General features: G+C 71.7%; 25 protein-coding genes, 5 tRNA genes and 1 pseudogene. 10 read left to right on the top strand and 21 right to left on the bottom strand.

Annotated features, from left to right (window positions below):
* Nucleotides 1-11: 11 nt before the first annotated feature.
* A complete protein-coding gene (locus J7E91_RS18135) occupies nucleotides 12-164 on the bottom strand; it encodes a hypothetical protein (RefSeq protein WP_167368049.1) in 153 nt (50 codons plus the stop codon).
* Nucleotides 165-297: 133 nt separating this feature from the next.
* Nucleotides 298-765, bottom strand: a complete 468-nt coding sequence (locus tag J7E91_RS18130; RefSeq protein WP_214905623.1) for a hypothetical protein — start codon at nucleotides 763-765, stop codon at nucleotides 298-300.
* A 190-nt stretch (nucleotides 766-955) separates the two neighbouring features.
* Between J7E91_RS18130 and J7E91_RS18125 the strand changes: the two genes are divergently transcribed.
* Nucleotides 956-1,462, top strand: coding sequence for a DsbA family protein (locus J7E91_RS18125; protein WP_214905621.1), 507 nt, complete (start codon nucleotides 956-958; stop codon nucleotides 1,460-1,462).
* A gap of 12 nt (nucleotides 1,463-1,474) precedes the next feature.
* Here the strand turns inward: J7E91_RS18125 and J7E91_RS18120 are convergent, their stop codons facing one another.
* Genes J7E91_RS18120 through J7E91_RS18110 form a run of 3 tightly spaced genes read right to left on the bottom strand, consistent with a single transcriptional unit; the run spans nucleotide 1,475 to nucleotide 4,250 of the window.
* On the bottom strand, nucleotides 1,475-2,314 hold the full coding sequence (locus J7E91_RS18120; RefSeq protein WP_214905618.1) for a GNAT family N-acetyltransferase: 840 nt from the start codon (nucleotides 2,312-2,314) through the stop codon (nucleotides 1,475-1,477).
* Between the two features lie 53 nt (nucleotides 2,315-2,367).
* Nucleotides 2,368-3,189 (bottom strand): aminotransferase class IV, encoded by an 822-nt coding sequence (locus tag J7E91_RS18115; protein ID WP_214905615.1) that lies wholly within the window; start codon nucleotides 3,187-3,189, stop codon nucleotides 2,368-2,370.
* A complete protein-coding gene (locus tag J7E91_RS18110; protein ID WP_214905612.1) occupies nucleotides 3,186-4,250 on the bottom strand; it encodes a chorismate-binding protein in 1,065 nt (354 codons plus the stop codon). Before J7E91_RS18110 ends, J7E91_RS18115 begins: the two co-directional genes overlap by 4 nt.
* A 143-nt stretch (nucleotides 4,251-4,393) precedes the next feature.
* On the opposite strand from J7E91_RS18110, the gene J7E91_RS18105 reads away from it, so the two are divergent.
* The 5 genes from J7E91_RS18105 (at nucleotide 4,394) to J7E91_RS18085 (ending at nucleotide 4,902) form a co-directional block, all read left to right on the top strand.
* Nucleotides 4,394-4,466 (top strand) — tRNA-Gly (locus J7E91_RS18105).
* 39 nt (nucleotides 4,467-4,505) lie between these two features.
* Nucleotides 4,506-4,579, top strand: a tRNA-Cys gene (locus tag J7E91_RS18100).
* A gap of 1 nt (nucleotide 4,580) precedes the next feature.
* Nucleotides 4,581-4,652, top strand: a tRNA-Val gene (locus J7E91_RS18095).
* Between the two features lie 29 nt (nucleotides 4,653-4,681).
* Nucleotides 4,682-4,753 (top strand) — tRNA-Val (locus tag J7E91_RS18090).
* Between the two features lie 74 nt (nucleotides 4,754-4,827).
* Nucleotides 4,828-4,902 (top strand) — tRNA-Val (locus J7E91_RS18085).
* A gap of 58 nt (nucleotides 4,903-4,960) precedes the next feature.
* Here J7E91_RS18085 and J7E91_RS18080 read toward each other — a convergent pair.
* The 4 genes from J7E91_RS18080 to J7E91_RS18065 all read right to left on the bottom strand — a co-directional run bounded on the left by J7E91_RS18080 (nucleotide 4,961) and on the right by J7E91_RS18065 (nucleotide 7,591).
* Nucleotides 4,961-5,260 carry a zf-TFIIB domain-containing protein gene (locus J7E91_RS18080; RefSeq protein ID WP_214905609.1) on the bottom strand — a complete coding sequence of 100 codons (300 nt, stop codon included), beginning with the start codon at nucleotides 5,258-5,260 and terminating at the stop codon, nucleotides 4,961-4,963.
* 68 nt (nucleotides 5,261-5,328) lie between these two features.
* On the bottom strand, nucleotides 5,329-6,408 hold the full coding sequence (locus J7E91_RS18075; protein WP_214905606.1) for an aminoglycoside phosphotransferase family protein: 1,080 nt from the start codon (nucleotides 6,406-6,408) through the stop codon (nucleotides 5,329-5,331).
* Nucleotides 6,409-6,919: 511 nt separating this feature from the next.
* The gene (locus J7E91_RS18070) at nucleotides 6,920-7,126 is read right to left on the bottom strand and encodes a hypothetical protein (RefSeq protein WP_214905603.1); all 207 of its coding nucleotides are present in this window, start codon (nucleotides 7,124-7,126) and stop codon (nucleotides 6,920-6,922) included.
* Nucleotides 7,127-7,345: 219 nt separating this feature from the next.
* Entirely contained in the window at nucleotides 7,346-7,591 is a 246-nt protein-coding gene (locus J7E91_RS18065; RefSeq protein WP_214905599.1) for a hypothetical protein, read from the bottom strand.
* A 231-nt stretch (nucleotides 7,592-7,822) separates the two neighbouring features.
* Between J7E91_RS18065 and J7E91_RS18060 the strand changes: the two genes are divergently transcribed.
* On the top strand, nucleotides 7,823-9,079 hold the full coding sequence (locus tag J7E91_RS18060) for a serine/threonine-protein kinase (RefSeq protein ID WP_214905597.1): 1,257 nt from the start codon (nucleotides 7,823-7,825) through the stop codon (nucleotides 9,077-9,079).
* 184 nt (nucleotides 9,080-9,263) lie between these two features.
* Here the strand turns inward: J7E91_RS18060 and J7E91_RS18055 are convergent, their stop codons facing one another.
* The 9 genes and pseudogenes from J7E91_RS18055 to J7E91_RS18015 all read right to left on the bottom strand — a co-directional run bounded on the left by J7E91_RS18055 (nucleotide 9,264) and on the right by J7E91_RS18015 (nucleotide 21,954).
* Nucleotides 9,264-10,082, bottom strand: a complete 819-nt coding sequence (locus J7E91_RS18055; protein ID WP_214905594.1) for an RNA methyltransferase — start codon at nucleotides 10,080-10,082, stop codon at nucleotides 9,264-9,266.
* Nucleotides 10,083-10,198: 116 nt separating this feature from the next.
* Complete coding sequence (gene cobA, locus J7E91_RS18050; protein ID WP_214905590.1) at nucleotides 10,199-11,449, bottom strand: uroporphyrinogen-III C-methyltransferase; 1,251 nt, start codon at nucleotides 11,447-11,449, stop codon at nucleotides 10,199-10,201.
* A 569-nt stretch (nucleotides 11,450-12,018) separates the two neighbouring features.
* The gene (gene cobT / locus J7E91_RS18045) at nucleotides 12,019-15,588 is read right to left on the bottom strand and encodes a nicotinate-nucleotide--dimethylbenzimidazole phosphoribosyltransferase (protein WP_214905587.1); all 3,570 of its coding nucleotides are present in this window, start codon (nucleotides 15,586-15,588) and stop codon (nucleotides 12,019-12,021) included.
* 384 nt (nucleotides 15,589-15,972) lie between these two features.
* Entirely contained in the window at nucleotides 15,973-17,259 is a 1,287-nt protein-coding gene (gene cbiE, locus J7E91_RS18040; protein ID WP_214905584.1) for a precorrin-6y C5,15-methyltransferase (decarboxylating) subunit CbiE, read from the bottom strand.
* A gap of 110 nt (nucleotides 17,260-17,369) precedes the next feature.
* Nucleotides 17,370-18,017 carry a GNAT family N-acetyltransferase gene (locus J7E91_RS18035; RefSeq protein WP_251015845.1) on the bottom strand — a complete coding sequence of 216 codons (648 nt, stop codon included), beginning with the start codon at nucleotides 18,015-18,017 and terminating at the stop codon, nucleotides 17,370-17,372.
* A gap of 162 nt (nucleotides 18,018-18,179) precedes the next feature.
* Nucleotides 18,180-19,043 carry a MetQ/NlpA family ABC transporter substrate-binding protein gene (locus J7E91_RS18030; RefSeq protein WP_214905579.1) on the bottom strand — a complete coding sequence of 288 codons (864 nt, stop codon included), beginning with the start codon at nucleotides 19,041-19,043 and terminating at the stop codon, nucleotides 18,180-18,182.
* A 91-nt stretch (nucleotides 19,044-19,134) separates the two neighbouring features.
* Complete coding sequence (locus J7E91_RS18025) at nucleotides 19,135-19,806, bottom strand: methionine ABC transporter permease (RefSeq protein ID WP_028815387.1); 672 nt, start codon at nucleotides 19,804-19,806, stop codon at nucleotides 19,135-19,137.
* Nucleotides 19,803-20,882 (bottom strand): methionine ABC transporter ATP-binding protein, encoded by a 1,080-nt coding sequence (locus J7E91_RS18020; RefSeq protein WP_214905576.1) that lies wholly within the window; start codon nucleotides 20,880-20,882, stop codon nucleotides 19,803-19,805. The genes J7E91_RS18025 and J7E91_RS18020 overlap by 4 nt, the downstream gene beginning before the upstream one ends.
* 389 nt (nucleotides 20,883-21,271) lie before the next feature.
* Nucleotides 21,272-21,954 (bottom strand): annotated as a pseudogene (locus tag J7E91_RS18015) (HAD-IA family hydrolase).
* A 62-nt stretch (nucleotides 21,955-22,016) separates the two neighbouring features.
* Between J7E91_RS18015 and J7E91_RS18010 the strand changes: the two are divergent.
* Nucleotides 22,017-22,376, top strand: coding sequence for a hypothetical protein (locus J7E91_RS18010; protein WP_214905573.1), 360 nt, complete (start codon nucleotides 22,017-22,019; stop codon nucleotides 22,374-22,376).
* Nucleotides 22,377-22,378: 2 nt separating this feature from the next.
* Nucleotides 22,379-22,804, top strand: coding sequence for a hypothetical protein (locus J7E91_RS18005; protein ID WP_251015843.1), 426 nt, complete (start codon nucleotides 22,379-22,381; stop codon nucleotides 22,802-22,804).
* Between the two features lie 226 nt (nucleotides 22,805-23,030).
* On the opposite strand, the gene J7E91_RS18000 is transcribed toward J7E91_RS18005, so the two are convergent.
* From J7E91_RS18000 to J7E91_RS17990, 3 genes are all read right to left on the bottom strand, one after another.
* A complete protein-coding gene (locus J7E91_RS18000; RefSeq protein ID WP_214905571.1) occupies nucleotides 23,031-23,534 on the bottom strand; it encodes a GNAT family N-acetyltransferase in 504 nt (167 codons plus the stop codon).
* A gap of 37 nt (nucleotides 23,535-23,571) precedes the next feature.
* Entirely contained in the window at nucleotides 23,572-24,129 is a 558-nt protein-coding gene (locus J7E91_RS17995) for a sigma-70 family RNA polymerase sigma factor (RefSeq protein ID WP_214905568.1), read from the bottom strand.
* 88 nt (nucleotides 24,130-24,217) lie between these two features.
* Nucleotides 24,218-25,369, bottom strand: coding sequence for a glycerophosphodiester phosphodiesterase (locus J7E91_RS17990; RefSeq protein WP_214905565.1), 1,152 nt, complete (start codon nucleotides 25,367-25,369; stop codon nucleotides 24,218-24,220).
* Between the two features lie 249 nt (nucleotides 25,370-25,618).
* Here J7E91_RS17990 and J7E91_RS17985 point away from each other — a divergent pair, with 249 nt between their 5' ends.
* Nucleotides 25,619-26,290: a 1-acyl-sn-glycerol-3-phosphate acyltransferase gene (locus tag J7E91_RS17985; RefSeq protein ID WP_069929641.1), complete on the top strand. Its 672-nt coding sequence runs from the start codon at nucleotides 25,619-25,621 to the stop codon at nucleotides 26,288-26,290.
* Nucleotides 26,291-26,306: the final 16 nt, after the last annotated feature.

Genomic DNA, 26,306 nt, shown 5'->3' with positions numbered 1-26,306 from the left:
GAACGCGGGCCTCACAGCAGGAAGAGGTCGTGCATCGCGGCCATCAGCAGCAGGAAGCCGATCACCCCGAGGAAGATCATCAGGGGTGGCTGGGAAAGCGCGAAGAGGCAGCCGCGCGGTTCTTCGGTGGGTGCGGGGGCTTCGCCCCGGGATGTGTCCAGCATCTCGGGCCGATCATGACGCAGCCCGGGCACCTCCGACGACCAACACGCCCACCTGCGGCGGGAGTTCCGCAGATCTTGGCCGTGCGTGATCTGCGAGTGATCGGTTCGGCGTCCAAGTTGCCAGGTTTCGGTTTCAGATGCCGTGCTTCTTCAGGATCGCTTCGATGTCGCTGAAGTCCTCGTCCGCCCCGGTGGCCTTCGGCTGCGGCTTCGCCCCCTTGGGCTGAGGCTGCTGCTGCCGCGCGGCCGCCGGGAGGCCCGCGCCGGGCGACGGCGCGGACGCCCGCGGGGCGACCGCTTCGCGCTGCGCCGCCCGCGCGGCCCTGCGCTCCTTGCGGGTGCCGCCGCTGCGGCGCTCCACCACCCGGGTCGTCATGAAGAGCAGCCAGGAAAGGCCGAGCAGGCCGAAGCCCGCCCAGACCTCCGGCTTGAAGGCGATGCCCGAAACCCACTCGACGACGCCGGCCATCACCAGGCCGACCGGCACCAGCGAGTAGGCGGCGATACGTGTCGCGGCCAGGAACCGCTTGCGGTAGGCGGTGATCGCGGCGATGCCCAGACCGGCCGCCGACGCCGCGGAACAGATCGTCTCTGCCAGCATCCGGTCCTCCAGCCCCAGGGGTGTACGTTCCCCTCCATCCTGCACCGGACGGTGCCGCCCGGGCCACGCCGCCGTACGACCTCAGGGACATATCCGGGGGAGCCCTCCTCCCCAGGTCCCGGTTTCCCGGGTCTCCCGGTTTCCCGATTCCCGGTTGGGGGCCTGCCTGCCGGGCTGGGAGACTGGGCCCATGACCGACTCCTCTCCCGCCCGCCCCGTCGTCCTCGACATCTGGTGCGAGCTCCAGTGCCCCGACTGCCACGCCGCGCTGGACGACGTGCGCGCCCTGCGCGAGCGTTACGGCGACCGGCTCGACGTACGCCTGCGCCACTTCCCCCTGGAGAAGCACAAGCACGCCTACGCCGCCGCGCAGGCCGCCGAAGAGGCCGTCGACCAGGGCAAGGGATGGCCGTACGTGGAAGCGGTCCTCGCCCGTACCGAGGAGCTGGCGGCGAAGGGCGAGCCCCTCCTGCTGGAGGTCGCGGCCGGACTGGGTCTTGACGCCGAGGAGTTCGACACCGCCCTGATCGACGGCAGGCACCTCCTGATCGTCGACGCCGACCAGGCCGAGGGCAAGGCCATCGGCGTCACGGGCACGCCGACGTACGTCATCGACGGCGAGCGGCTGGACGGCGGCAAGAGCCAGGAAGGGCTGCGCGAGCGCATCGAGGAGATCGTCGACCGGCTGCTCGCCTGACCCGCGCAGGTCTCAGAGCAGTTGCTTGTAGAGGTGGTACGACACCGGCTCGTAGCCCAGTGATGCGTACAGCCGCAGGGCCGGGGTGTTGTCCGCGTAGACGTTGAGGCCTATGCGTTCGGTCCCGGCCGCCAGCGCCTCACGCTCGGCGAGCAGCAGCAGCGCGCGCCCCAGCCCCTGCCCCCGGTGCTCCTCGGCCACCTCGACGTCGAAGACGTACGCCCCGCTCTCGCCGGGATGCGGATGGCGCAGTGCCAGCCACAGCGTGCCCACCACCGCGCCGCCGCGGACGAGAGCGCCCAGGTAGGTGTCGGGGGTGTCGATTCCGCCGGCGAGAGCGGCCCGGTGGTCGGCTTCGGCCTTGGCGCGCGCCGCCTCCTCAAAGTAGCCGCGCGCGGTCAGGGACCGTACGAAACCTGCCTTGGTGCGGTCGAGCCAGGTCTCGAACTCGGCTTGGCTCATCGGCCTGCCCACGACGCCTTCGGGCAGCGCGGGGGGCCGGGCGGGCAGCGGTTTGGTCATATTGCGGCCGCGTTCGGTGTAGCCGAGCGCGGCGGCCATGCGCCGCGCGGCCGCCGCCCCGGCCGGGACGGAGATCTCCACGCGACGGCATCCCCAGCCGCGCAGCACCTCCTCGGCCGCGAGCGCGGCGACCGTCGCCCTCCCCCGGCGCCGGTCGGCCTCGTCGACGCGCAGCCCGTCGATACGGCCGACGCCGGGCCCGTGGCGAGGGTCCGTGGACAGCTCGACGGCACCTACCGGGCGGCTGTTCACGCACACGTCGTACGTGCGCGACCTGGCGCCGTCGACGCCCTGCTGAAGCGGCGCTGCCGGCCGCAGAGTTGTGGTCATCAGGGGAGTTGTACCCGCCTGACGGCCACCCGTCATCAGAAATTCCGGGCGCTTTACGGGTCCAGGTCCGAGGCTGCCCGCTCGTCGAAGACGCGCATGGCCTTGGCCGTCACCGGGCCCGGCGCGCCCGGCAGTTGGCGGCCGTCGATCCGGTGCACCGCCTGCACATCGCGCAGCGTGGAGGTCAGGAAGACCTCGTCGGCCCGCTCCAGTACGTCCAGGGGCAGGTCGGCCTCCTCGGCGCCCGTCCATTCGACGGCCAGGGCGCGCGTGATGCCGGCGAGGCAGCCGGAGGAGACCGGCGGGGTGAGCAGCCGCCCTTCGAGTACGACGAAGACATTGGAGCCCGTGCCCTCGCAGAGCTGCCCGACGGTGTTCGCGAACAGCGCCTCGGAGGCGCCTTGTTCGCGGGCGCGGGCCAGGGCGACGACATTCTCGGCGTACGACGTCGTCTTGAGGCCGGTGAGTGCGCCGCGCTCGTTGCGGGTCCAGGGGACGGTGATCACCGCGGTGCTGTCGGGGCGGCGGCCGGCCTCCCCCAGGGCGACGATCAGGGTGGGGCCGGTGTCCCCGCGCTCGGAGCCGAGCGGCGAGAGGCCGCCGGTGTAGGTGATCCGCAGCCGGCCGAGCTTCATGGGGTTGGCGTCCACGACGGCGGCGCAGGCGCGGCGTACCTCGTCGAGATCGGGCTCGGGCAGCCCGAGACCGCGCGCCGAGCGGGCGAGCCGCTCCAGGTGCCGGGTGAGGGCGAAGGTCCGTCCCGCGGTCGCTTTCACCGTCTCGAAGATGCCGTCCCCCACGGTGAGACCGTGATCGAGTACGGACACCCTGGCGGTCGCCGCATCCTGCAGCCCGCCGTCGACCCAAAGTTTCATGACGCGGTCCTTCCCATCTCCCGGTACGTGCCCGACGCTACCGCGAGGAGCCTGGCGGCCTTCAGTTCGGTCTCCTCCCACTCGCGCTCGGGGTCGGAGCCCCAGGTGATGCCCGCGCCCGTACCGAACCTGAGGACCGGACCGCCGGGGACGGTGCGGTCGATCCAGAAGGTACGTATGCCGACGGCCAGCTCGCCGGTGCCCCGGTCGGCGTCGACCCAGCCGATGCCTCCGCAGTACGGACCGCGCGGTGCGGCCTCCAGCGCCTCGATGATCGTGAGGGCGCTGGACTTGGGCGCCCCCGTCACCGAGCCGGGCGGGAACGTCGCCGCGAGCAGCTCGGCCCAGCCGGCGCGCGGCGCGAGGTCGGCGCGCACGGTGGAGACGAGGTGGACGAGGCCGGGGTGTGGTTCGACCACGCAGAGCTCCGGAACGGTCACGGAGCCGGGGACGGCGACCCGCCCCAGGTCGTTGCGGACCAGGTCGACGATCATGACGTTCTCGGCGTGGTCCTTCTCCAGGAGATCACCGGCCGTGCGCCCGGTGCCCTTGATCGGCCCCGACTCGACGGTCCGTCCGTCGCGCCGCAGGTAGAGCTCGGGGGACGCGGTGGCTATCTCGACGCCGTGCGCGGGCAGCCGGATCGTTCCTGCGTACGGCGCCGGATTGCCCCGGGCCAGCAGGGCGGTGAGCGCGTCGACGTCGGCGCAGGCACCCGCCCGGTCGGGCAGGGGCGCGGTCAGTACGCGGCAGAGGTTGGCCTGGTAGACCTCGCCGGCCGCGATGTGCTCGCGGATGCGGCGTACACCGGCCGTGTACGCGGCGCGGTCCATCGACGACACCCAGTCACCGGCGGCGGGCCCGCGCCAGGCGCCGGGTACGGGGGCGGGGACCGGCTCGGCGCGTACGTCGCCGAAGCGGGCGCAGACGAGCCCGCCCTCGAAGTCCGCGGTGACGGCCCAGAAGCCGGCGGAGTCGAGTGCGGCGGGATCGCTGGTCACATCGCGCAGATCGGAGGCGACAAGGCCGCCGAAGCGGGCCAAAGGGGGAAGGTCGTGCACGGCCCCGAGTCTAGAGCGGACCGCGATGACCTGCGCCGGGGCGGAGGCAGCGCAGCACGCTGCACAAACGCGTTTTTGTACTGGCCCCGGAATCCGCTAGAGTTCAACACGTCGCCGGGACACGGAACGCCCCGGTAAGACAAGCGGACGTGGCTCAGTTGGTAGAGCATCACCTTGCCAAGGTGAGGGTCGCGAGTTCGAATCTCGTCGTCCGCTCGGTGTGGGGGATCTTCCCGACCCCCTGTATGCACTCCTGGTGGAGTGGCCGAGAGGCGAGGCAACGGCCTGCAAAGCCGTCTACACGGGTTCAAATCCCGTCTCCACCTCCAAGGACGATTAGCTCAGCGGGAGAGCGCTTCCCTGACACGGAAGAGGTCACTGGTTCAATCCCAGTATCGTCCACTGGATCCCCGGAAACGGGTGTCCGTCCCGCGCGATTAGCTCAGCGGGAGAGCGCTTCCCTGACACGGAAGAGGTCACTGGTTCAATCCCAGTATCGCGCACGCAGTTCGCAGGATGACGCAGTATGCAGGATGACGCAGTGTGCGGGACCGCAAGATCAACTGAATGACCCCTCGCGCGATTAGCTCAGCGGGAGAGCGCTTCCCTGACACGGAAGAGGTCACTGGTTCAATCCCAGTATCGCGCACCACCGGTAAGCAGCCCCGGCCGTGACCACGGCCGGGGCTGCTTCGTGTGCGTGTGCGTGGTCAGGACGAGAAGAGCATCCGGCCGAAGCCCTTCTGACGGTGTCCGCCGTGGTGGCCGCCGTGGTGACCGCCGTGGTGTCCGTGCTGCGGGGCGCCCCAGGCGGGTGCGGGCGCTGCGGGGTAAGCCTGCGGGGCCGGCGGCGGGGGCGGGGCCTGCTGCGTCCACTGCGACTCGAGGCGGGTCAGTGATTCCAGTTCGCCGTAGTCGAGAAAGATCCCGCGGCAACCACTGCACTGCTCGATCTGGACACCGTTGCGGTTGTACGTGTGCATGGGCGTGTGGCACTTGGGGCACTGCATGGTCGGGTCAACTCCTCGCCGTCGGTTCGGCATCGCCGGAATGCATGCCCGGCGACGGTCCGTTCACCCTACGACGTGGCTTCGCACTCCAACTCGGGCGGCAGCGAGGCGATACGGGCGCAGGCCTCGATCATCATTTCCTCCACCTCGTCCAGCGGCCGGTTCTCGGCGGCGGACTTGGCGAGGGCGAGGGCGGCGGTCTGGACGGTCAGGGCGCGGGCGGGGACGTCGAGTTGGGGCCAGGGGTCACCGTCGGGGCGTACGGCCGTTCCGCCCGCGGACCGGTACGCGCCGAGGAAGCGGACCCAGACGTCGGGCGCGAGCAGGCCCGCGGCGTACCAGGCGGCGGGGCGGGCCAGGTCCCAGGCGGGGTCGCCGATGCCCATGTCGTCCACGTCGATCAGCAGCCAGCGGTCCGTGCTCGGGGCGCCGGTGCTCGGGGCGTCGGCGCTCGGGGCGTCGGCCGAGTGCCGGACCAGCTGGCCGAGGTGGAGGTCGCCGTGGCACAGAGCCGCGCGGCGGGGCGGCGGCGGGGCTTCGTCGCGGGCCCAGGCCGGCAGTCCGGCCCAGGCGCGGAGTACGGCTGTCGTGGCGGTGGCGGTGGCGGTGGCGGGGTGCGGGTCTGCCGCCGCCCGCATGCGCGCGATGGCGCGGGCCGCCTTCGCCGGGCCGCGCATGGGCGGGAGCGGCGCGGGGAGTTGGAGCGCGCCGGGTGCGATCGCGTGCAGCCGGGCGAGGAGGGTCGCGGCGTCCTCCCAGGGGGCGGCGTCCGGGTCCTCGGGGTCGACGGGTGTGCCGTACGGCCACAGGGTGAGGGGCCGGCCGTGCAGCACGGTGGTGAAGGGGCCCCCTTGCTCGGCAGTGGGTACGGGCAGAGGGGGCAGGAGGATGCCGGCGAGGAGTGGATGTCCGGCGACGGCGATACGTGCGGTGAGGGCAGCGGGGTCCGTGTCGGGTGCGTGGGACTTGGCGACGACGTCGCCGTGACGTACGACCGTGCCGTCCGGCCTGTCGGCCAGGATGTCGGGGCGGGGGCATGGGCAGGGGCAGGTGGGGGGCGTGGTCCGGTGGCCGCGGGGCGTCCGGGCGGGCCGGGGAGTGGCGTCGTGCGCGACCGCGGTCAGCGCTTGCGCGACGGATACGGTCACGGTCCCCCCGGGGTGTGCGGTGCGGTGCCGCCCGGCAGCCTAGGCGCTGCGCTGGGCCTTTCCCCACCCCGCCCCTTCCCGGCTGTGACATGTGCGGCTCCGCCGCGTGAGGGCAAGCCCCAGACCCCGGACGCCCTCCGGGCGTGTCCTCAAACGCCGGACAGGCTGGTTATGCCCGCGCAGCGGGGCACGCGCCTCCCCAGCGGGGCACATTCCCACTCAGCTGCACCATCCAGCCCCTCCGGCGTTTGAGGAGTGGGGGTTGGGGCAGCGCCCCACGCGGCGGAGCCGCACATGTCACAGCCGGGAAGGGGCGGGGCGGGGAACAGGCCCGCCGCAGGCACCCCCGGCGTCAATGGCGCGCTGCCACCCGGTAGGGAAAAAGGCGTTGCCCGGACAGCTCCCCAGCTGTCCGGGCAAACGCAGCCGTCCGCCGCACCCCCGTCCCCACGGGGTTTTGAAATGGCCGGATGTCCTGGCCCGGTCCGCTCTACCGGGCCGTGGGCGCCGCTCAGCGCCCGAGCATCACGCCCACGGACGACGCCTGTGTGACCACTGCTTCCCAGCCTCCGAAGAGGAGGACGAGCAGCGCCGCGAAAGGAAGGACCATGGCCGTCGCCACCAGGGGGTGGCGCGTGCCTGACGGGCGGCCGCCGAACGAGGCGAATGCCCTGCGTCCCTGCGTACGGATCATCGTCCGCGATGCCGTGTCCGCCATGGTCCCTCTCCTGTCGCAAGTTGGCAGCGGCGGGTGTCTGACCTCGGGGGACGAGTGCTTCACCCGCCGCTTGACCTCAACACTAGGCGCGCGTCACGACCGGGGCGTCATGCCCGCGTACTGATTGCCGGGCCTCCCGGAGGATGAGCCGCCACCCGGCGGCGTACTCCCCAGGGTGGAGAGACGGCGCTGCCTCTTGGGGTCTTCCCCGAGGGGACGCTACTGGCGTGGGGGTTGTTCTGAGGCGTCCTCCCTCGGGACCGGCTGTTCGACCAGGGCGAGCACCCTGGTCGCCATGAAGCGCGCCGTGCGTACCACAGAGCCGCTTCGGGTGACTTCGCTCACTTCGACCACTCCCCTGCGGACCGCGGTTTCCACCCGTCGGCCTGCCCGGGAGGCCACCACCTCGTACGTACGCGTCGTGTCTCCCGCGTCGACCACTATCTCCACGCGATCGCCCTTCATTGATCCAATCCCCCTTCTGCGACGGACCTTTGAGATCTCGCACGGGCCGGGGACGGCGGATCGGCCGCCCCCTGACCACTCTTCAAGTTTCCCACCCGGCACTGACAATCGATCGATTCGCGAGGGCGCGGCCTATGAGCACACCGGGCCGCAGGTACGTAAGCTGTGCGACGTCGGACGGACCGGTCAGCAGCGGCGTGGGGGAGGCCCCACCAGAGGTAGGGGACGGACATGGCGATGATGCGGCTCCGGCGCGAGGACCCGCGTGTCGTCGGCTCGTTCAGGCTTCACCGGCGGCTCGGGGCGGGCGGCATGGGCGTCGTCTACCTGGGCTCGGACCGCCGCGGCCAGCGCGTCGCTCTGAAGGTGATCCGGCCGGACCTGGCGGAGGATCAGGAGTTCAGGTCGCGCTTCGCGCGCGAGGTGTCCGCCGCGCGGCGGATCCGGGGCGGCTGTACGGCACGGCTGGTGGCGGCCGACCTGGAGGCGGACCGGCCGTGGTTCGCGACCCAGTACGTACCGGGGCCCTCACTGCACGACAAGGTGGCCGAAGAGGGTCCGCTGACGGCCTGCGACGTGGCTGCCATCGGTGCGGCGCTGTCGGAGGGGCTGGTGGCCGTGCACGAGGCCGGTGTGGTCCACCGCGACCTCAAGCCGTCGAACATCCTGCTGTCGCCCAAGGGCCCGCGCATCATCGACTTCGGCATCGCCTGGGCGACCGGTGCGAGCACCCTCACGCATGTGGGAACGGCGGTGGGCTCCCCCGGCTTCCTGGCCCCCGAGCAGGTGCGCGGCGCGGCGGTCACGCCGGCCACGGACGTGTTCGCCCTCGGGGCCACGCTGGCGTACGCCGCGACGGCCGACTCCCCCTTCGGGCAAGGCAGTTCGGAGGTGATGCTGTACCGCGTGGTGCACGAGGAACCGCAGCTCTACGGCGTGCCCGACGCCCTCGCGCCGCTGGTGCGGGCTTGTCTCGCCAAGGATCCGGAGGAACGGCCCAGCACGCTGCAGCTCTCCATGCGGCTCAAGGAGATCGCGGCGCGGGAGGCCCAGGGTGTCGGCGAGGCGCGGCCGCACTCGGCGCGCGCCGATCACGACCGGCCCACCGGGCGGCTCACCGATCGGTACGTCGAGCAGGACACCGAGCGGGGGCGCGCGGCGGGTACGCCCGCGCCGCGCGCGCAGGCTCCGCGCGCGTCGATGCCGCGGTCGGGTTCACGCCCGTCGGCCGGGCGCAGTACCACGCGTTCAGGCGGTCGTACGAACGGGCGGCCCGGAACCAGGACGGGGGCCAGAACGACATCGGCCGGGCGGCGTCTGGCGAACCCGAGGCTGCTCCGGCAGCGCCTCGTCGTCTTCGTCGTGGTGACGCTGCTGGTTGCGCTGGGCATCACGGCGGCGCAGGGGTGTCAAGGTCCGGCCAGGAGCCTCGGCGTAACACATGAGGTGGAGCGGCAGCCGGCCCAGGAGGGCCCGCGGGCCCTCTGAGCCCCGGCGGCTCGCACCGGGGCGGCCACGATCACTGAGCCGACTGCACTGCGATCACTGAGCCGACCGGTCTCACCGGGGCGGCCGGTCTCACCGGGCGGTCGGCCTCACCGGGCGGTCGGCCTCACCGGGCGGTCGGCCTCACCGCGGCGGCGCGGTCTCGCTGGGGAGGCCGGTCTCCAGTTCAGGACTGCGGGCGGCCAGTCGCCACCGCGTAGAACGCGACCGCGGCTGCCGCGCCGACATTCAGCGAATCGACGCCGTGTGCCATCGGGATACGGACCCACTCGTCGGCGGCGACGAGCGCCTGCCTGGACAGACCGTCACCCTCCGCCCCGAGCATCAGCGCCACCCGGTCGAGACGGTGCGGGGCCGCCTCGTCGATGGCCGAGGCCTTCTCGTCGGGGGTGAGGGCGAGGAGCTTGAAGCCCGCCTCCCGTACCTTCTCCAGGTCCTTGGGCCAGGACTCCAGGCGGGCGTACGGCACCGAGAAGACGGCCCCCATGGAGACCTTGACCGACCTGCGGTAGAGCGGGTCGGCGCTGTCCGGGGAGAGCAGCACGGCGTCCATGCCGAGGGCGGCGGCGCTGCGGAAGATCGCGCCGATGTTGGTGTGGTCGTTGACCGCCTCCATGACGACGACCCGGCGGGCCGTCGCGAGCAGGTCCTCGGCGGTCGGGAGGGGCCTGCGCTGCATCGAGGCGAGGGCGCCGCGGTGCACGTGGTAGCCGGTGACGCGCTCGGCGAGGTCCGGGCTCACGGCGTACACCGGGGCCGGGACCTCGTCGATGACGTCGCGCATGACGTCGACCCACTTGGCGGAGAGCAGCATCGACCGCATCTCGTAACCGGCGTGCCTGGCACGCCTGATGACCTTCTCGCCCTCGGCGATGAAGAGACCCTCGACGGGCTCGCGCCTGCGCCGGAGCTCGACGTCGGTCAGGCCCGTGTAGTCGCGCAGGCGCGGGTCGTCGGGGTCGTCGATGGTGATGAGATCGGCCACAGGGTGATACTGCCTTGTCGTGGGTGCGGTGCCAACGGGCGGGGCGGGGGCTGGGTTACCGGAGGTTACGAGTTCCGGTTACGGGGGGCTGTGCGTCATATGCGCCTTGCTCGGCCTTAGTTTGTTTGCTTCGGTCCTACGTTGACCACGTCGCCGATGACGATGACGGCCGGCGGGCGTACGTCCTCGGCCCTGGCCTTCTCCGCGACCGTCGCGAGCGTCGCGTCCACGCGGCGCTGGGCGGCCATCGTGCCTTCCTGGATGATCGCCACGGGCGTCTCGGGTGAGCGGCCGTACGTCGTCAGGGCCGCGGCGATCGCGCCGATCCGCTCGACGGCCATGAGGAGTACGAGCGTGCCGCGCAGGCCCGCGACCGCCTTCCAGTCGACGAGGGAACGCGGGTCCTCGGGGGCGACGTGGCCGCTGATCACCGTGAACTCGTGCGCGACGCCGCGGTGGGTGACGGGGATCCCGGCCGCGCCGGGGACGCTGATGGAGCTGGAGATGCCGGGGACCACGGTGCACGGGATGCCGGCCTCGGCGAGCGCCTGCGCCTCCTCCATGCCGCGGCCGAAGACGAAGGGGTCGCCGCCCTTGAGACGTACGACCGCCTTGCCCGCCTTTGCGTGCTCGATGAGCGCGTTGTTGATGGCCTCCTGGGCCATGAAGCGGCCGTACGGGATCTTCGCGGCGTCGATCACCTCCACGTGCGGCGGGAGTTCGTCGAGGAGGTCGCGCGGACCGAGGCGGTCGGCGATGACGACGTCGGCCTCGGCGAGGAGGCGGCGGCCGCGGACCGTGATCAGGTCCGGGTCGCCGGGGCCGCCGCCGACGAGGGCGACGCCGGCGGTGCGGGTGCGGTGGTGAGGGGCGACGAGGGTGCCGTCGCGCAGGCCCTCGACGATGGCGTCGCGTACGGCGGCCGTGCGGCGGGGGTCGGGGCCGCCGCTGGTGAGGACGGCCACCGTCACGCCTTCGGAGCGGCCGGTGGCGGGGGTCCAGGCGGTGGCGGCGTCGGCGTCGTCGGAGCGGACGCACCAGGTGCGGGTGCGTTCGGCTTCGGCGGAGGCGGCGGCGTTGGCGGCGGTGTCGGTGGACGCGATCAGGGCGTACCAGGCGTCGGCCAGGTCCCCTTCGGCGTACGGGCGGCGCTCCCAGCGGATCTCACCCGCTTCTGCCATCGCCTCTACGGAGGGGGTGGCGGACGGCGAAACGAGGACGATGTCGGCGCCGGTCGCGATGAGCGCGGGGAGGCGGCGCTGGGCGACCTGACCGCCGCCGATGACGACGACGCGCCGGCCGGCGAGGCGGAGTCCGACGGGGTAGGCGGGGTACGGGTCGCCTGCGGCGGCGTGCGGCGCGGTCATGGCGTGCGGCTCCTCGGGGCGGGGAGGTGGGTGCGGCTTGCGGCTTCGCCGCTCTGTGGCTTCGCGGCCTGGCTTGGGGCCTTGGCTTGGGTGCCTTGGCTTTGGGCGTTGGCCTGGGGCCTTGCGCCGCTGCGACGGTGAAGCGGCTGGTGGGGCGGGGTTCGGTGCCCCCGCGAATACCTTACGGGCCGGGGACGGCGAGGTCACTGGGGGCGGGGGCGGCCGTGGAGCGGGGGCCATTGGTCGGGGCCGCGTCGCGGCGGGCGTGGGGTCGGGGCCGCGTCCCGGGGGCGGGGCCACGTACCAGGGGCGTTGGGTCGGGGACGCGTCGGGGCGTCTCCTCGGGTGCCGAACGTTCGGGTACTGCTGCGTATGTGCGGACTCGTTGCGTTCGACACCCTGCGGGGAGCGCCCCGACACGTCCCCTCCCGGCACCTCGGGCAGTGATCCCGGGGCGCTGCGGGCCCGCTCGGCCCCTGTGTCCCGCACACGGTCAGATTGCGCGGGGACGGGGCAGAAGGCCGTGCCCCCGCGCATGAGCGGGGGCACGGCCTGCGGCTGCGTGCGGGCTACTTCTCGGTTACTCCGGCCGAGTCGAACGTGGCCACCTCGTGCATCGCCCTCGCCGCGCTCTGGACGACCGGGAGCGCCAGCAGCGCGCCCGTGCCCTCGCCCAGGCGGAGGTCCAGGTCCACCAGCGGACGCAGACCCAGCTTGTTGAGGGCGGCCACGTGGCCCGGCTCCGCGCTGCGGTGGCCCGCGATGCAGGCCGCCAGCGACTCGGGGGCGATCGCGCGGGCCACCAGCGCCGCCGCTCCCGCGCTCACGCCGTCCAGGATCACCGGCGTACGCAGTGACGCTCCGCCGAGCACGAAACCGACCAGCGCCGCGTGTTCCAGGCCGCCGACCGCCGCCAGGACACCGATCGGATCCGCCGGGTCCGGCTGATGGAGCTCCAGGGCACGGCGTACGACGTCCACCTTGCGGGCGTGCATCTCGTCGTTGATGCCCGTACCGCGGCCAGTGATCTCAGCCGGATCCTGGCCCGTGTACACGGCGATCAGAGCGGCCGACACCGTGGTGTTGGCGATGCCCATCTCGCCGGTGACCAGCGCCTTGTTGCCCGCCGCCACCAGATCGCGCGCCGTCTCGATGCCCACCTCGATCGCGGCGAGCACCTCCTCGTGGGTGAGGGCCTGGCCTGTCGTGAAGTCGGCCGTGCCCGCGCGCACCTTGCGGGGCAACAGGCCCGGGGTGGAGGGCAGTTCGCCCGCCACACCGACGTCCACCACGCAGACCTCCGCCCCGACCTGGCTCGCGAAGGCGTTGCAGACCGCACCGCCGCCGAGGATGTTGGCGACCATTTGGGAGGTCACCTCCTGGGGCCAAGCCGTGACGCCCTGGGCGTGTACGCCGTGGTCGCCCGCGAAGATCGCGACCGCCGCCGGTTCCGGGATCGGGGGCGGGCACATCCGGGACAGGCCGCTCAGCTGCGCAGAAATGATCTCCAGCATGCCCAGCGCGCCCGCCGGCTTCGTCATCCGCTTCTGGCGTTCCCACGCCTCGCCGAGCGCCTTGGCGTCCAGGGGGCGGATGTTGGAGACGGTTTCCTGGAGGAGGTCGTGCGGCTCCTCGCCCGGCAGGGCGCGTCGGCCGTACGTCTCCTCGTGGACGACCCAGGAGAGCGGTCGGCGCTTGGACCAGCCCGCCTGCATCAGCTCGGGTTCTTCTGGGAACTCGTCGACGTAGCCGACGCAGAGGTACGCGACTACTTCGAGGTGCTCGGGCAGGCCCAGGGCGCGGACCATCTCGCGCTCGTCGAAGAAGCTGACCCAGCCGACGCCCAGCCCTTCGGCGCGGGCCGCGAGCCAGAGGTTCTCGACTGCGAGCGCGGAGGAATACGGCGCCATCTGCGGCTGCGTGTGGCGGCCCAGGGTGTGGCGGCCGCCGCGGGTCGGGTCGGCGGTGACGACGATGTTCACTGGGGTGTCGAGGATGGCCTCGATCTTCAGTTCCTTGAACTGCTTGGCCCGGCCCTTGGGCAGCGACTTGGCGTACGCGTCGCGCTGGCGGACGGCGAGTTCGTGCATGGTCCGGCGGGTCTCGGCGGAGCGGATGACCACGAAGTCCCAGGGCTGGGAGTGGCCGACGCTCGGCGCGGTGTGCGCTGCTTCGAGGACGCGGAGCAGAACCTCGTGCGGGATGGGGTCGCTGCGGAAGCCGTTACGGATGTCCCGGCGCTCCCGCATGACCCGAAGGACAGTTTCGCGCTCGGCGTCGTCGTATCCGGGGGCGGGGGCGGTGGTGGCGGTGGCGGTCTCGGTCTCGGAAACCACCGGCTCGGGCTCGGGCTCGGGAATCGCTTCCGGCTCGGGGGCAGCGGCGGCTGCCGGCACGGGTTCGGCCACCGGTTCCGGACCCTGCTGTACGGGCAGCTCGGCGGCGGGGCCACCGTCGCGCGGCGCGGGTACGAGGACGGGCGCAGGGGCTGCGGCCACGGGCTCGGCGGCAGGCTCGGCGAGCTGCTCCGGGACGGGGGCGGCGTCCGGCTGGGACTCCGGCTCCGGCTGCGGTTGCGGCTCCGGTTCCGGCTCGATGACCGCTGCGGCCGGTTCGGGCACGGGCTCCTGCTCGACCACCGGCTCGGCGACCGTGACCGCGACGGGCTCGGGTTCCGGTACAGGAACCGGAGCCTCGGCGGGTTGCGGAGCGGGAGCGGGCGCGGGGGCTACCTCCGCTTCCGGCGCTGCCTCAGGCTCGGGTGCTGACTCGGGCTCCGGCGCCGTCTCCGGCACCGGTGGTGCCTCGGGCTCCGGTGCTGCCTCGGCGGCAACAGCGGCCGGGGTCGCTTTCGCTACCGGCTCGGGGACGGGCTCGGCGGCCGGCTGTTCGACCGGCGCCGGAGCGAGATGCGGCTCGGTCGGGCGGGAACCCTCGACCGGGACAAACTGGCCGACGGTCTGAGGCCCCTGAGGCTCCTGAGGCGCCAGCGGCTGCTGTGGCTGGGCCTGCTCCGGTTCGGCCTGCTGCTGCTCGGCCTGCTGCTGCTCGGGCGGCTCCGGTTCCGTCTGCTCGGCTTCGTGGGCAACAGTCTCGGGAGCGGCGGGCTCCGCAGCAACGGTCTCGGGAGCAGCGGGCTCCGAAGCAACCGGCTCGGCGGCGGCGACCGGCTCGGCGGCCACCGGCTCCGGTGCGGCCGGGGCGGTCACCGCCTCCTCCGCCACAGGCGCGGGCGCCGGAACGGGCTCAGGTGTGGGCTCAGGCGCCACCTGGGCCTGTGATTCCGGAGCTACAGCCTCCCGAACGACTGTTTCTGCGGGAATCTCCTGAGACACCTGAGACTCCTGTGGCTGAGGCCATGGCATAGCAGCCTGTGACGGAATCATGCCGAGCTGCGGCCCGGGCAGCGCAGCCGCCTCTTCACTCGGAATGTCCAGGTACTCGGGGCCGGTGACCGGCGGCGGGCCAGGCTGCCGTACGGGCGCCGGATTCTGCGGCATCGTCGCCGCGCTGGTCGCACCAGCCGCGGGTCCGCGGTCGGCCAGCGATCGTACGACGCCGCCGGTCGCGTCGGGCACCGGCGGACCGAGGTGCAGCGGACGGCGTGCGGGTGTGGGCGCCTGGGCCGCCGCGGGCGCCGGCTGCGGAGTCCGTACGACGCTGAGGTCGATGGAACCGGAGTCGCGGCCACCGGTCTCGTGCGCGCCGGGCCCGTCCATCTGAGGGTGGGGCTGAGGCAAGGGCTGCGGCTGAGGCTGCGCCTGGGCGGCCTGGGCCGCCTCGGGGCGCTGCGGCGCGCTCTGCCCGTCGGGGGCGGATACCGCCTGCGGCTCGGGAGCTTCCGCCGGCTGGGGTGCCTGTGGCGCCTGCGGCGCCTCGGACGTCTGCACCGCCTGCTGAGGCTGGGGCTGGGGCTGCGCCACCTGCTGTATCGGCGGAGCCGCCTGCTGCGCCGGCACGACCTGAGGGTCGCTCCACGCGCCCTGCGCGCCCGGCATCAGCAGCAGGTCGTCGTCCTCAGCTGCGCTCTCGGAGGGTTCGAGGAAGGCGTACGCGTCCGGAGCGGCGATGCCCGGCTGCGCCACCATGCCTGCGTCCTCCGGCAGTCCCTCGCCCGGGACCCGGCCGGTGTCAGTCATGCGTACCCCTCGCCCATCGCTTGTGCTCCTTCGGCCCTTCGCCCCGGACGCCCGCTCGCGGCACGTTCGGCACCCGTTCAACGGAAGAACGAGCGTCCCTGTCACGCGGCACGAATGCCCCGCGGACACCATGCATTCTCGCGGCCGTTCGCCGCCAGGGCAGGAAGTCCCGCCACGGCCCGGTGTGGGCTGCGCCACGTTGCGCGCCCCCGGCCGCGCCGTACCACATAGAGCTCCAAAACGGGCCCCATTTCCGGACATTGGCGCACGAAGCGTCGAACGCCCAGCTGCGGTACAACGATCGGCCAGCCTACCCCGCGCCGCGCAGCGGCATCATCATGGGGCGCATTCCGACTGCCCGTTCCGCCAGGCGGCCGCTCCCCCTCATCGAGACGCTTCGCGCCGCTCATGGACGCCGGAGAGCAGGAAGACCACCGAGCGGTCGCGTTCCGACCAGGCGTCGGTGTCGAGTTCGACGGACTGGAGCAGCGCGCATTCGACGGCGTAACCGCCTTCGGCGAGTGCCCTGCCGATCGCCTCCGCCTCGTCGCGCGTGGACGCGTGCGTCACGATGCGCTCGGGCCTGCGGTCCGCGCACGCCGAGACGACGGGCACTCCCCCGCCTCCGATGCGTACGACATCGGGTTCGGGCAGGTCCTCCAGGATGTACGGCGCCCGCCCGTGCACGACATGGAGCTGAACGCCGAAACGCCGTGCGGCAGCTGTCGTACGGCCACACGCGTCCGGGTCGGCGTCGACAGCGATGACCGCCGCGCCGAACCTGGCCGCCTCGACGGCGAGCGCCCCGCTGCCCGATCCGATGTCCCAGACCAGGTCGCCGGTACGCGGCCCGAGACGGGCCAGCTGGGCGGCCCTGAGCCCGGCGGACTCACCCTCCCCGAGCCCTTGCGCAAGCCCTTGCCCGGGCGCCTGACCAGGTCGCTCGCCCGGCCGCCCGTCGCCGTACTCCTCGGCGGGCAGCGCCCAGCCCCGTACGGCGGGCGGATAGCCGGGGTCCCGGCCGCCGATCCAGCCGCCGCCCGTGCCGTCGGGGCCGGCGGGTCCGGCGCTGCCGCCGATGACTATGACGACATTGGGGTCGCGCCAGGCATGGTCGGCGGCCTTGTCGGACGTCAGGACGGTGACCTGCTCGCGGTCCGTGCCCAGTTCCTCGCAGATGACGAAGGTGCGGTGGACTCCTTCGAGCAGCAGGGCGAGTTCGGCGGGGCCGGCGCCCGGCGACGTGAGGACCGCGACCTTGGTGTGCGCCCGGCACACATTGACGGCGCGGCGCAGCGTGCGGCGGTGGGCGACGACGATCTGGGCGTCGTCCCAGGGCATCCCGGCGCGGGCGAACGCCGTGGCCACCGACGAGACGGCGGGCACGACTTCGACCTCCAGGCCGTGCTGGGGCGCGCGCAGCGTCCGTACGACCCCGAAGAAGCCGGGGTCTCCGTCGGCGAGGACGACGGCCGTGCCCCGGTGGCCCGCGATGCGGCGGGCGGCGAGGTCGACGCTGCCGAGGCGGATGCGCTCGGCGCCCGGCGGCACTTCGGGGAGCGCCAGGTGGTGCGCGGCGCCCGCGACGAGGGTGGCGGCCGCGAGGGCGGACCTGGCCGCGGCGGTGAGCGGCGATCCGTCCCAGCCGATCACCGTGACCCGGTCGGCCATCCTGTCAGTCTCCTGGAGTTGTCGCTGGTTGGTGCGATGGGGGTGTGGCCGGGGCGGTGCGAGCAGGGTGAGCGTATCTGGTACAGACCAGGACGACCTCGGGCGGGCGGTCAGTTCCAGTCGTTGTACGCCCCGTAACCGCCCGCGTCGGCCATCCGGTCGGCCACACCTTCGAGATCCTCGGGCAGCAGGCTCCATACGATCAAATCGGTGCGGATGTCGGTCCATCCGCCGTCCGTGCCGTTCTCGGTCCGCGTCCGGGCTATCCAGGCGTTGCGCAGGACGCCCTCGCTGATGCAGCCGATTTTCTGCGCGACCTGCTGGGAGGCGGTGTTGTCGGCGGCGGTGCGCAGTTCCAGGCGCTCGAACCGCTGGTCACGGAAGATCCACTGGGCGACGGCCAGCACCGCCTCGGTGGCGTAACCCTCGCCGCGCGCCCAGGGGGCCGTCACGTAGGAGACTTCAGTGGCGCGGGTGCGCCAGTCGGTGTGCTGGAGGTGGACGGTCCCGACGAGCCGCTGGGTGAGGAATTCGGTCACGGCGAAGGCGATCCCGCGGCCCTGGGTGCGCTCAGCAGGAGCGATCCTGCGGACCCAGCGCTCGGCGTCGAGCGTGGTGTAGGGGTGCGGGGCGGAGGTCCAGGCGATGACCAGCTCGTCGCTCATCATCTCGGTGAGCGGCGCGATGTCGGATTCGTCGAAGGGGCGCAACACCAGCCGGTCCGTGCTGATGGAGATGTCCGGGAAGGTGGTAGTCATGCGCAGCTCCATGCCGTGGACCGTCGTGAAGGACGTAAAGGCACAGCATGCAGCATCATCCCTGCCGTGTGCATGGGCGGGTGGCGGGGCTCCGGGCACGCGAAGGCCCCGCGCAGCCGCTGCGGACTGGCGGGGCCTTCGCTCACAAGGACCGTACGGGCGTCAGGGCTTGACAGCACCGAAGGCCGGCACGACCGAGCCGGCGTACTTGTCCTCGATGAACTTCTTGACCTCGGCGGAGTTGAGGAGCTTGGCGAGCTTCTGGACGCGCTCGTCCTTCTCGTTGCCCTTCTTGACCGCGAGGAAGTTGGCGTACGGGTTGCCTTCGGCCTTCTCGATCACCAGCGAGTCCTTCGCGGGCTTGAGGTCTGCCTCGATGGCGTAGTTGCCGTTGATGACCGCCGCGTCGACGTCGTTCAGGGCGCGGGGCAGCGTGGCCGCCTCCAGCTCCTTGAACTCAAGGCCCTTCTTGTCCTTGATGTCGGACAGCTTGGCGTCCTGGCCCGCGCCGTCCTTGAGCGTGATGAGGCCGTTGTCGGCGAGCAGCTTGAGCGCGCGGCCCTCGTTGGTGGTGTCGTTGGGCACCGCGACCGTCTGGCCGGGCTTGATGTCCTTGATGTCCTTGGCCTTCTTGGAGTAGAGGGCCAGCGGCTCCAGGTGGACGTCGGCGACGGGCACGATGGTGGTGCCCTTCTTCTTGTTGAAGTCGTCGAGGTACGGCTTGTGCTGGAAGAAGTTGGCGTCGACCTCGCCGCTCTGGGTGGCGGTGTTCGGCAGGACGTAGTCCGTGAACTCCTTGACCTCCAGCTTCAGGCCGGCCTTCGCCGCGAGGTTGTCCTTAACGTAGTTGAGGATGTCGGCGTGCGGCGTCGGGGACGCGGCGACGACGAGCGCCTTGGACGGGTCGGCCTTGCCGCCCGGCTCGGTCTTGGCGCCCGGGTCGGAGGCCGTGCCGCAGGCGGTGAGGCCGAGGGCGAGGGCGGCGGAGGCGGCGGCAGCCGCGGTGATCTTGATGTTCTTACGCACGAAAAGTGCCTCTTTCTGGTGTTGCGGTGGTGTCGCCCGGACAAGGAGTGCGGGCTTGCTCGGCACAGGAAGTGCCTGGGGACGGGAAGTTCTAGGAGGCGGTACGGCCGCGACGCGCCAGGAGCCGGATCGCGCCGTCGCCGATGAGCTGCACGATGGTCACGAGCGCGATCAGAATGACCACGGTGACCAGCATGAACTCGGTCTCGAAGCGCTGGTATCCGTACGTGACGGCCTTGCTGCCGAGGCCTTCGCCGCCGACCGCGCCCGCCATCGCCGAGTAGCCGACGAGCACGATCACGGTGGTGGTGATGCCGGAGATCAGGGACGGCAGAGACTGCGGCAGCAGCACCTTGAACACGACGGTCGGTACGCCGCCGCCCATCGCCTGGACCGCCTCGACCAGGCCGTGGTCGACCTCGCGGATCGCCGTCTCGACGAGCCGGGCGAAGAACGGGATGGCGCCGATGGCGAGCGGCACGATCATCGCGCTGGGGCCGATGAACGTACCGACGACCAGCGTCGTGAAGGGAATGAGTGCGATCAGCAGGATGATGAACGGCAGTGACCGGCCGATGTTCACGATCACGCCGATGACCTTGTTGACGGCCACGTTCTGGAGCAGTCCGCCCTTGTCCGTGAGGACGAGCAGGATGCCGAGCGGCAGGCCGCCGATGACCGACACCAGGGTCGACCACAGCACCATGTAGAGGGTGTCGATGGTGCCCTGCGTCAGCAGCGGCTGCATCTCCGACCAGTTCACTTGGCACCTTCCTTCACCAGGGCGGGGGTGGCGGCCTGCGCCGGTACGCCGGCGTAGCCCGCTGCGGCCTGGTCGTCGTCGACGACTTCGACCTGGAGCCCCTGCTCGCGCAGGAAGCCGACGGGGACGACGTTCTCCTCGTACCGGCCGGGCAGCTCGATGCGCATCCGGCCGATCTGGTTGCCGCCGACGGTGTCCATCGCGGCGCCCAGGATCGAGATGTCGATGTTGTACGTACGGGAGAGCTGGGAGATCACCGGCTGCGTCGCGGCCTCACCGTGGAAGGTGACGTCGATGACGGTGCGGCCCGGGCCCGACGCCTGCCCGCCGACCGGGAAGAGCTCGTGCGCGAGCTCGGATCCCGGTGTCGCCAGGAGCTCGCTCACCGTGCCGGACTCGACGATCCGGCCCTTCTTCATCAGCGCGGCCGAGTCGCAGATCGTCTTGACGACGTCCATCTCGTGCGTGATGAGCAGGACGGTCAGGCCGAGCTGCTGGTTGAGGTCGCGCAGGAGCTGGAGGATCGAGCGGGTGGTCTCGGGGTCGAGGGCCGAGGTGGCCTCGTCGGAGAGCAGCACCTTGGGGTCGCCGGCCAGGGCGCGGGCGATGCCGACGCGCTGCTTCTGGCCGCCGGAGAGCTGGGCGGGGTAGGCCTTGGCCTTGTCGGCGAGGCCGACGAGGTCGAGCAGTTCCAGGGCCTTGCGGGAGCGCTCCTGCCCCGACACGCCGAGGATTTCGAGCGGCAGCTCGACGTTGTCCTTCACGGTGCGCGAGGAGAGCAGGTTGAAGTGCTGGAAGACCATGCCGATGCGGCTGCGCGCCTGGCGCAGCTCCTTGCCGGCGCGCCGACCGCGGCCGGCGAGTGCGGTGAGGTCCTGGCCGTCGACGGTCACCGTGCCGGCGGTGGGCCGCTCCAGCAGGTTGACGCAGCGGATGAGGGAGGACTTCCCGGCGCCGCTCTGGCCGATGACTCCGTACACCTCGCCCTCGCGGACGTGCAGGTCGACGCCGTCCAGGGCGGTGACTTCGCGGCCACGCGCCGGGTAGACCTTGGTGAGGCCTGTAGTGGTGATCACAGGGGTTCCGTCACTGTCGAGTGCGCGGCGAAGTGTCCGCCGGGCACGGGGCATTCGTCTTGTGGACGTGGCACGGCTGGGTCGGTGGGTACCGGAGACAACGCGTGCGCGGGGCAGGCGGGCCCGGTCCGTGGAGTACGTACGCACTCGGGTGGACGCGGGGCGCGGCTGTCGGGTCTCGCTTCGGGGCGCGAGGCTCAGGCAGGGGCCCTCAGAAGGCGCACATTCGACACATACAACGAGCACCGGGCGTCATCGTCGCCTCGGTCGCAAGGGTGCGGCTGCTCGTCGTGGTCATGCGATGAGTAAACCAGACGTGAGTACGCACCGATCAGCGTCGTCCGAATAGCGGACGCTTCTGTCTCGCCATGGGGTCCTGCCGGTCGCGGTCAGTCAGCGACGACGATCTCCACACCGCCGTGCGTGGCCTGCGCCGACACCGCCGAGAGGTCACTCACGACGACGTCCGCGACCAGCTCGGAGGCGTCGTGGGTTGTGGCCAAAGCCACGGTTTTCATGCCCGCCGCGCGGCCGGCCCGGAGCCCGGCGGGAGCGTCCTCGAAGACCACGCAGCGCGCCGGGTCCACCCCGAGCCTGCGGGCCGCCAGCAGGTAGGGCTCCGGGTCGGGCTTGCCGCGCGTGATGTCGTCCGCGGCGATCATCGCCTTGGGGCGGATGCCGGCCTCGGCCAGACGCGCCTCGGCGAGCCTGCGGGTGGCGGAGGTGACGACGGCCCAGCGGTCGGCGGGCAGGCTCGCGAGCAGCGCGGCGGTTCCGGGGAGCAGCATGACTCCGCCGGGTGCGGTCACGTCCTCGACCTCGAGCTGTTCGATACGGGCCACCGCTCCCGGCACCACGTCCGCGCGCAGCAGATCGGCGGCGATCTCGGCGGCGGGGCGTCCGTGCAGCTCGACGGCCGCGCATTCCTCCGCCGATATGCCGTACTCCGCCGCCAAGGGGGTCCCCCCAGGCATTCAGCTCTGGGGGAGGGTCCAGCGCGGATCACCGACTCCATGGAGGAGAGGAGCGTTCCGTCGTTGTCGAACAGGAGGGCTTCGGCGTCGATCTTCATGGGGACCGACCCTACGCCCACCCGTTGTCGCGGACGTAAACGGTCGTAATACGCTCGTCGTCATGCTTGACGCCCTGACGGTCGCGGTCTCCGTGGCCGCGCTCGTACTCGCCGCGTGGTGCGGTTACGCCGCCTTCCGCGATCAGCCCACCAAGGACTGGCACTTCATCGGCATGGCCGTGGTGACTGTGCTCGCGCTCGCCCAGCTGGTGGTCGGCGTCGTGCAACTGGGGCGCGGCGAGAAGCCGGACGAGGGAGCGGTGATCTTCGTTTCGTATCTCGTCGGGGCGCTCGCCGCGGTGCCCGCGGCCGGTTTCCTGTCGCTGGCCGAGCGGACTCGCTGGGGCTCGGTGACGGTCGCGGCCGGTGCGGTCGTACTGGCTGTGCTCGAAGTCCGGCTCCACGACATCTGGGGAGGCTGAGCATGGGTGAGTCCATGAGCGACTCCGTCGCCGGGCGCACGAGGCTGGTCAAGGGGCCCGGGCTGCTGCTGGTGTGGCTGTACGGCGTCATGTCGGTCGGCGCGGTTTCCCGGTCGGTCTACCAGATCGCCACGGAGTACGACCGGGCGCCGCTCGCCTACACCCTGTCGGCCGTGGCTGCCGTGGTGTACGCGTTCATCACGTACACGCTGGTGCGGGGCGGGGAGACGGCTCGCCGGGCTGCGCTGGTGTGCTGTGCGGCGGAGCTTGTGGGTGTGCTGGTGGTGGGGACATGGACGGTGATCGAGCCGTCGGCGTTCCCTGACGCGACGGTGTGGTCGGCGTTCGGGAAGGGGTACCTGTTCATTCCGGTGCTGCTTCCGGTCACCGGCGTGGTGTGGCTGCGGAAGGCAGGGCGGCGCGGGTAGGGCGGACGCCTGCGGCGGGCACTTCCCCACCCCGCCCCTTCCCGAACTGGGGCTCCGCCCCAGACCCCGCTCCTCAAACGCCGGAGGGGCTGAAAGTTGCCCAGGGGGTAACCATTCAGCCCGTCCGGCGTTTGAGGGCACGCCGTAGGGCGTCCGGGGGTCTGGGGGCTTGCCCCCGGTTCGGGAAGGGGCGGGTCGGGGAAAAGCTCCGCAGGGCCCCCGCCCCCTACGCGCTCGCCGCGTACGCCTGGGTCACCGGCTCCTTCTGGAGGGTCACCAGGGCGAAGCCGGGGGCGACCTGTTCCGTGGCGACCGGTGCGTAGCCGTGGCTGCGGTACAGCCGCAGGTTGCCCTCGCTGCGGTGACCGGTGAAGAGCTGGAAGCGCTTGGCCGCCGGCTCCCCGGCGAAGTACTCCTCGATCGCGTCGAGCAGCCGCCCGCCGAGCCCGTGCCGCCGCATCCGGGGATGGACGATGAGCTTGGCGATCCGAGCCGTACCCGCCTCGTCGACCGCCGCACGCACCGACGCGACCACCTCGTCGCCGAGCCGCGCCACCAGCGCGTGGCTGCGCCCGAGTTCGGCCCGCAGGTCGTCGAGGGTCTGCGTGAGCGGCTCGATGCGGTAGTCGCCGTACAGCTCGGCCTCGCTCTGGTAGCACAGGTACTGCAACTTGAGGATCTGCTCGGCATCCTGCGCCGTTGCCGCTGAGATGGTCACGCTCATGCCCATGTGTGCATGCCTCCCGCTCGCCTGATACGCCGGTTGCTTATCGCTCCATTCCCCTTTGCCCAGGAGCTGCAACCTCCGCCGGCAGCATTCTGCGCAGGCATCCCAGGCAACGGGAACGCATGGGCCCCAAACTGCCTTGTGACATTCCCAACTCCCCTGCGATTTCCCGGTACGTGGGGTCCGTCGGCGACAGCATCGCGTCCAGCAGCCGCCGGCACCGGCCGGGCAGCCTGCCCACCGCCGCCCGCAGCACGCGGCGCCGCTCGGCACTCAGGGCGGCGCGTTCCGGGCAGGCGGTGTCCGTCGTCGCGGCCGGCGGGGAGGGGTACGGCAGTTCGCGCCGCGTCGCGCGCCGGGCCAGGCTCGCCTCGGTCCGTACGGCGTGCAGCAGCCAGCCCGCCGGGTCGGGCGGCGGGCCCGACCCGTCGAGGAGTTCGAGGAGCCGCAGCCATACGGCCTGTTCCAGGTCGCCGGGCTCGACTCCCCCGCCCGCGGCCTCCGCCACGGCTTCGGCGGCGAGCAGGGGGCGCAGCGAACTGAACAGGGCGGACGGCGACGCGGCCGTGGGCGGGGCGGCAGGCACGGGGAGGGTCATGCCAGGCGGGACGTGGCGCCGGCGGCCGGCGGTTGCCGCGCGGCGTCACAGTCACCCGTCCGTGGTCACCGGCCGCACCACCGGGCCGTCAGCGGTGGCGTGCGAAGTCCGCCGCCGCCAGCAGTGCCGTGTCCGGGTTGTCGGAGAAGATCCCGTCGATGCCCTGCTCGAAGTACAGCTTGAAGGCCCCGAAAGCGTCTCCGTACGCCGCCGGGTCGGTGCCACGCCTGAAGTCCGCGGGCAGGAAGGTGTTCTCGTTGCGCATCGTGTAGGGGTGGAGGACCAGGCCCTGCGCGTGCGCGTCCCGTACCAGCGTCGTCGGTTTGCCCAGCTTGCCCGCCGCATCCTTGGGGATGATCAGGTTCAGGGTGGGGCCGATGCCCTGGGCGAAACCGGCGATCCACTTCAGGCCCTCGGGCTTGACCAGGTCGGCGACGGTACGCCGGTCACCCGCCTGGACGAAGTCCCAGGGCCGGGTGTCCGCGGCGTCCAGCAGGACGACACGCGGCGCGGCGACCAGTTCGGCCATCCGCCGCATGCTGCTGGGCTCGAAGGACTGGAGGAAGTTCGGCGCGTTCTTCTTGTGGCGGCCGTACTTGCGCAGCAGCTCGGCGAGGGGCTCTTCGAGGCCGAGCCCGAGGCCGCGGAAGTACGTGGGGTGCTTGGTCTCGACGTGGAGCCAGATCCGCCGGCCGCGCGCCCTTCCCTCCTGCTCGGCCCAGCGCAGTACCTCTTCGAAGGTGGGTATCGTCCACCGGCCGTCGTACAGCGTGTTCTCCTGCCGGGTGCCCGGTATCCGCTCCTTGGCGCGCAGCGTCTTGAGCTCGGCGAGCGTGAAGTCCTCGGTGAACCAGCCGGTCAGGGAGACGCCGTCGACGGACTTGGTCGTCTTGCGGGAGGCGAACTCGGGGTGCGCCGCGACGTCCGTGGTGCCGGTGATGTCGTTCTCGTGACGGCAGACGAGGTGCCCGTCCTTGGTCGGCACGAGGTCCTGCTCGATGACGTGCGCGCCCATGTCCAGGGCGAGCTGGTACGAGGCGATGGTGTGCTCGGGGCGGTAGCCGCTGGCTCCCCGGTGCGCGACGACGGTCGGTATGGGCAGGTCACGGTACGAGCCGTGGCCCTTGCCCGCGGCGGCGCCCGCGGTGCCCGGCAGCCCGAGGGTGACCCCGCCCGCGCCGAGCACGGCCGCGCCGAGAACCATGCGCCGCCCGGGGTTTGCCTGTCCGCCCTGTGTCATGAACGCTCCTCTGTGATGTTTCAATTTCCCGCGAAAGACCCGCGAAAGCGAAGGCCCGATCGTAGGTGCCTACGCCTTACGCGGACGAGACTCTGGGCGGAACGCAGTGGAAACACACGTCAACACTGCGTATCGAAGTGATGAACCCGGTGTGCGGTCGGCCGGACACCGCGAGTATCGTCCTCACCTGCACAGACTCATCCAGACCCGGCCGCCCCGCCCCACTCGGCCACGACACCGGAGGAACCGTTGTCCCGTCTCGCGCTCATCAAGGCAGTGCTCGGACCGATCCTGCGCCTGATGTTCCGCCCACAGGTGGAGGGCGCCCAGAACATTCCCGGGACCGGTCCGGTCATCCTGGCGGGCAACCATCTGACGTTCATCGACTCGATGATCATGCCGATCTGCTGCGACCGGCAGGTCTACTACATCGGCAAGGACGAGTACGTCACCGGCAAGGGGCTCAAGGGCCGGCTGATGGCCTGGTTCTTCACCAGCTGCGGCATGATCCCGGTGGACCGGGACGGCGGGCGCGGCGGTGTCGCGGCGCTGATGACCGGCCGCCGGGTGCTCGAAGAGGGCAAGATCTTCTCGATCTACCCGGAGGGCACCCGCTCCCCCGACGGCCGCCTCTACCGCGGCCGTACGGGCATCGCCCGCCTCACGCTGATGACCGGCGCCCCGGTGGTGCCGTTCGCGATGATCGGTACGGACAAGCTCCAGCCGGGCGGCGCCGGCCTGCCGCGTCCGGGCAAGGTGACGGTGCGCTTCGGTGAGCCGATGGAGTTCTCCCGCTACGAGGGCATGGACCGCGACCGGTACGTGCTGCGCGCGGTGACGGACTCCGTGATGGCGGAGGTCATGCGGCTGTCCGGCCAGGAGTATGTGGACATGTACGCAACCAAGGCGAAGGCTGCCTAGGCGACCCGGGCGCAGG

Origin of the sequence: Streptomyces sp. ISL-99 (assembly GCF_018614005.1) — a bacterium.
In the GTDB taxonomy this organism is placed as follows: domain Bacteria; phylum Actinomycetota; class Actinomycetes; order Streptomycetales; family Streptomycetaceae; genus Streptomyces; species Streptomyces flavidovirens.
The sequence above is the reverse complement of the archived record's forward strand: the minus strand, read 5'-3'. Positions and strand labels throughout refer to the sequence as shown.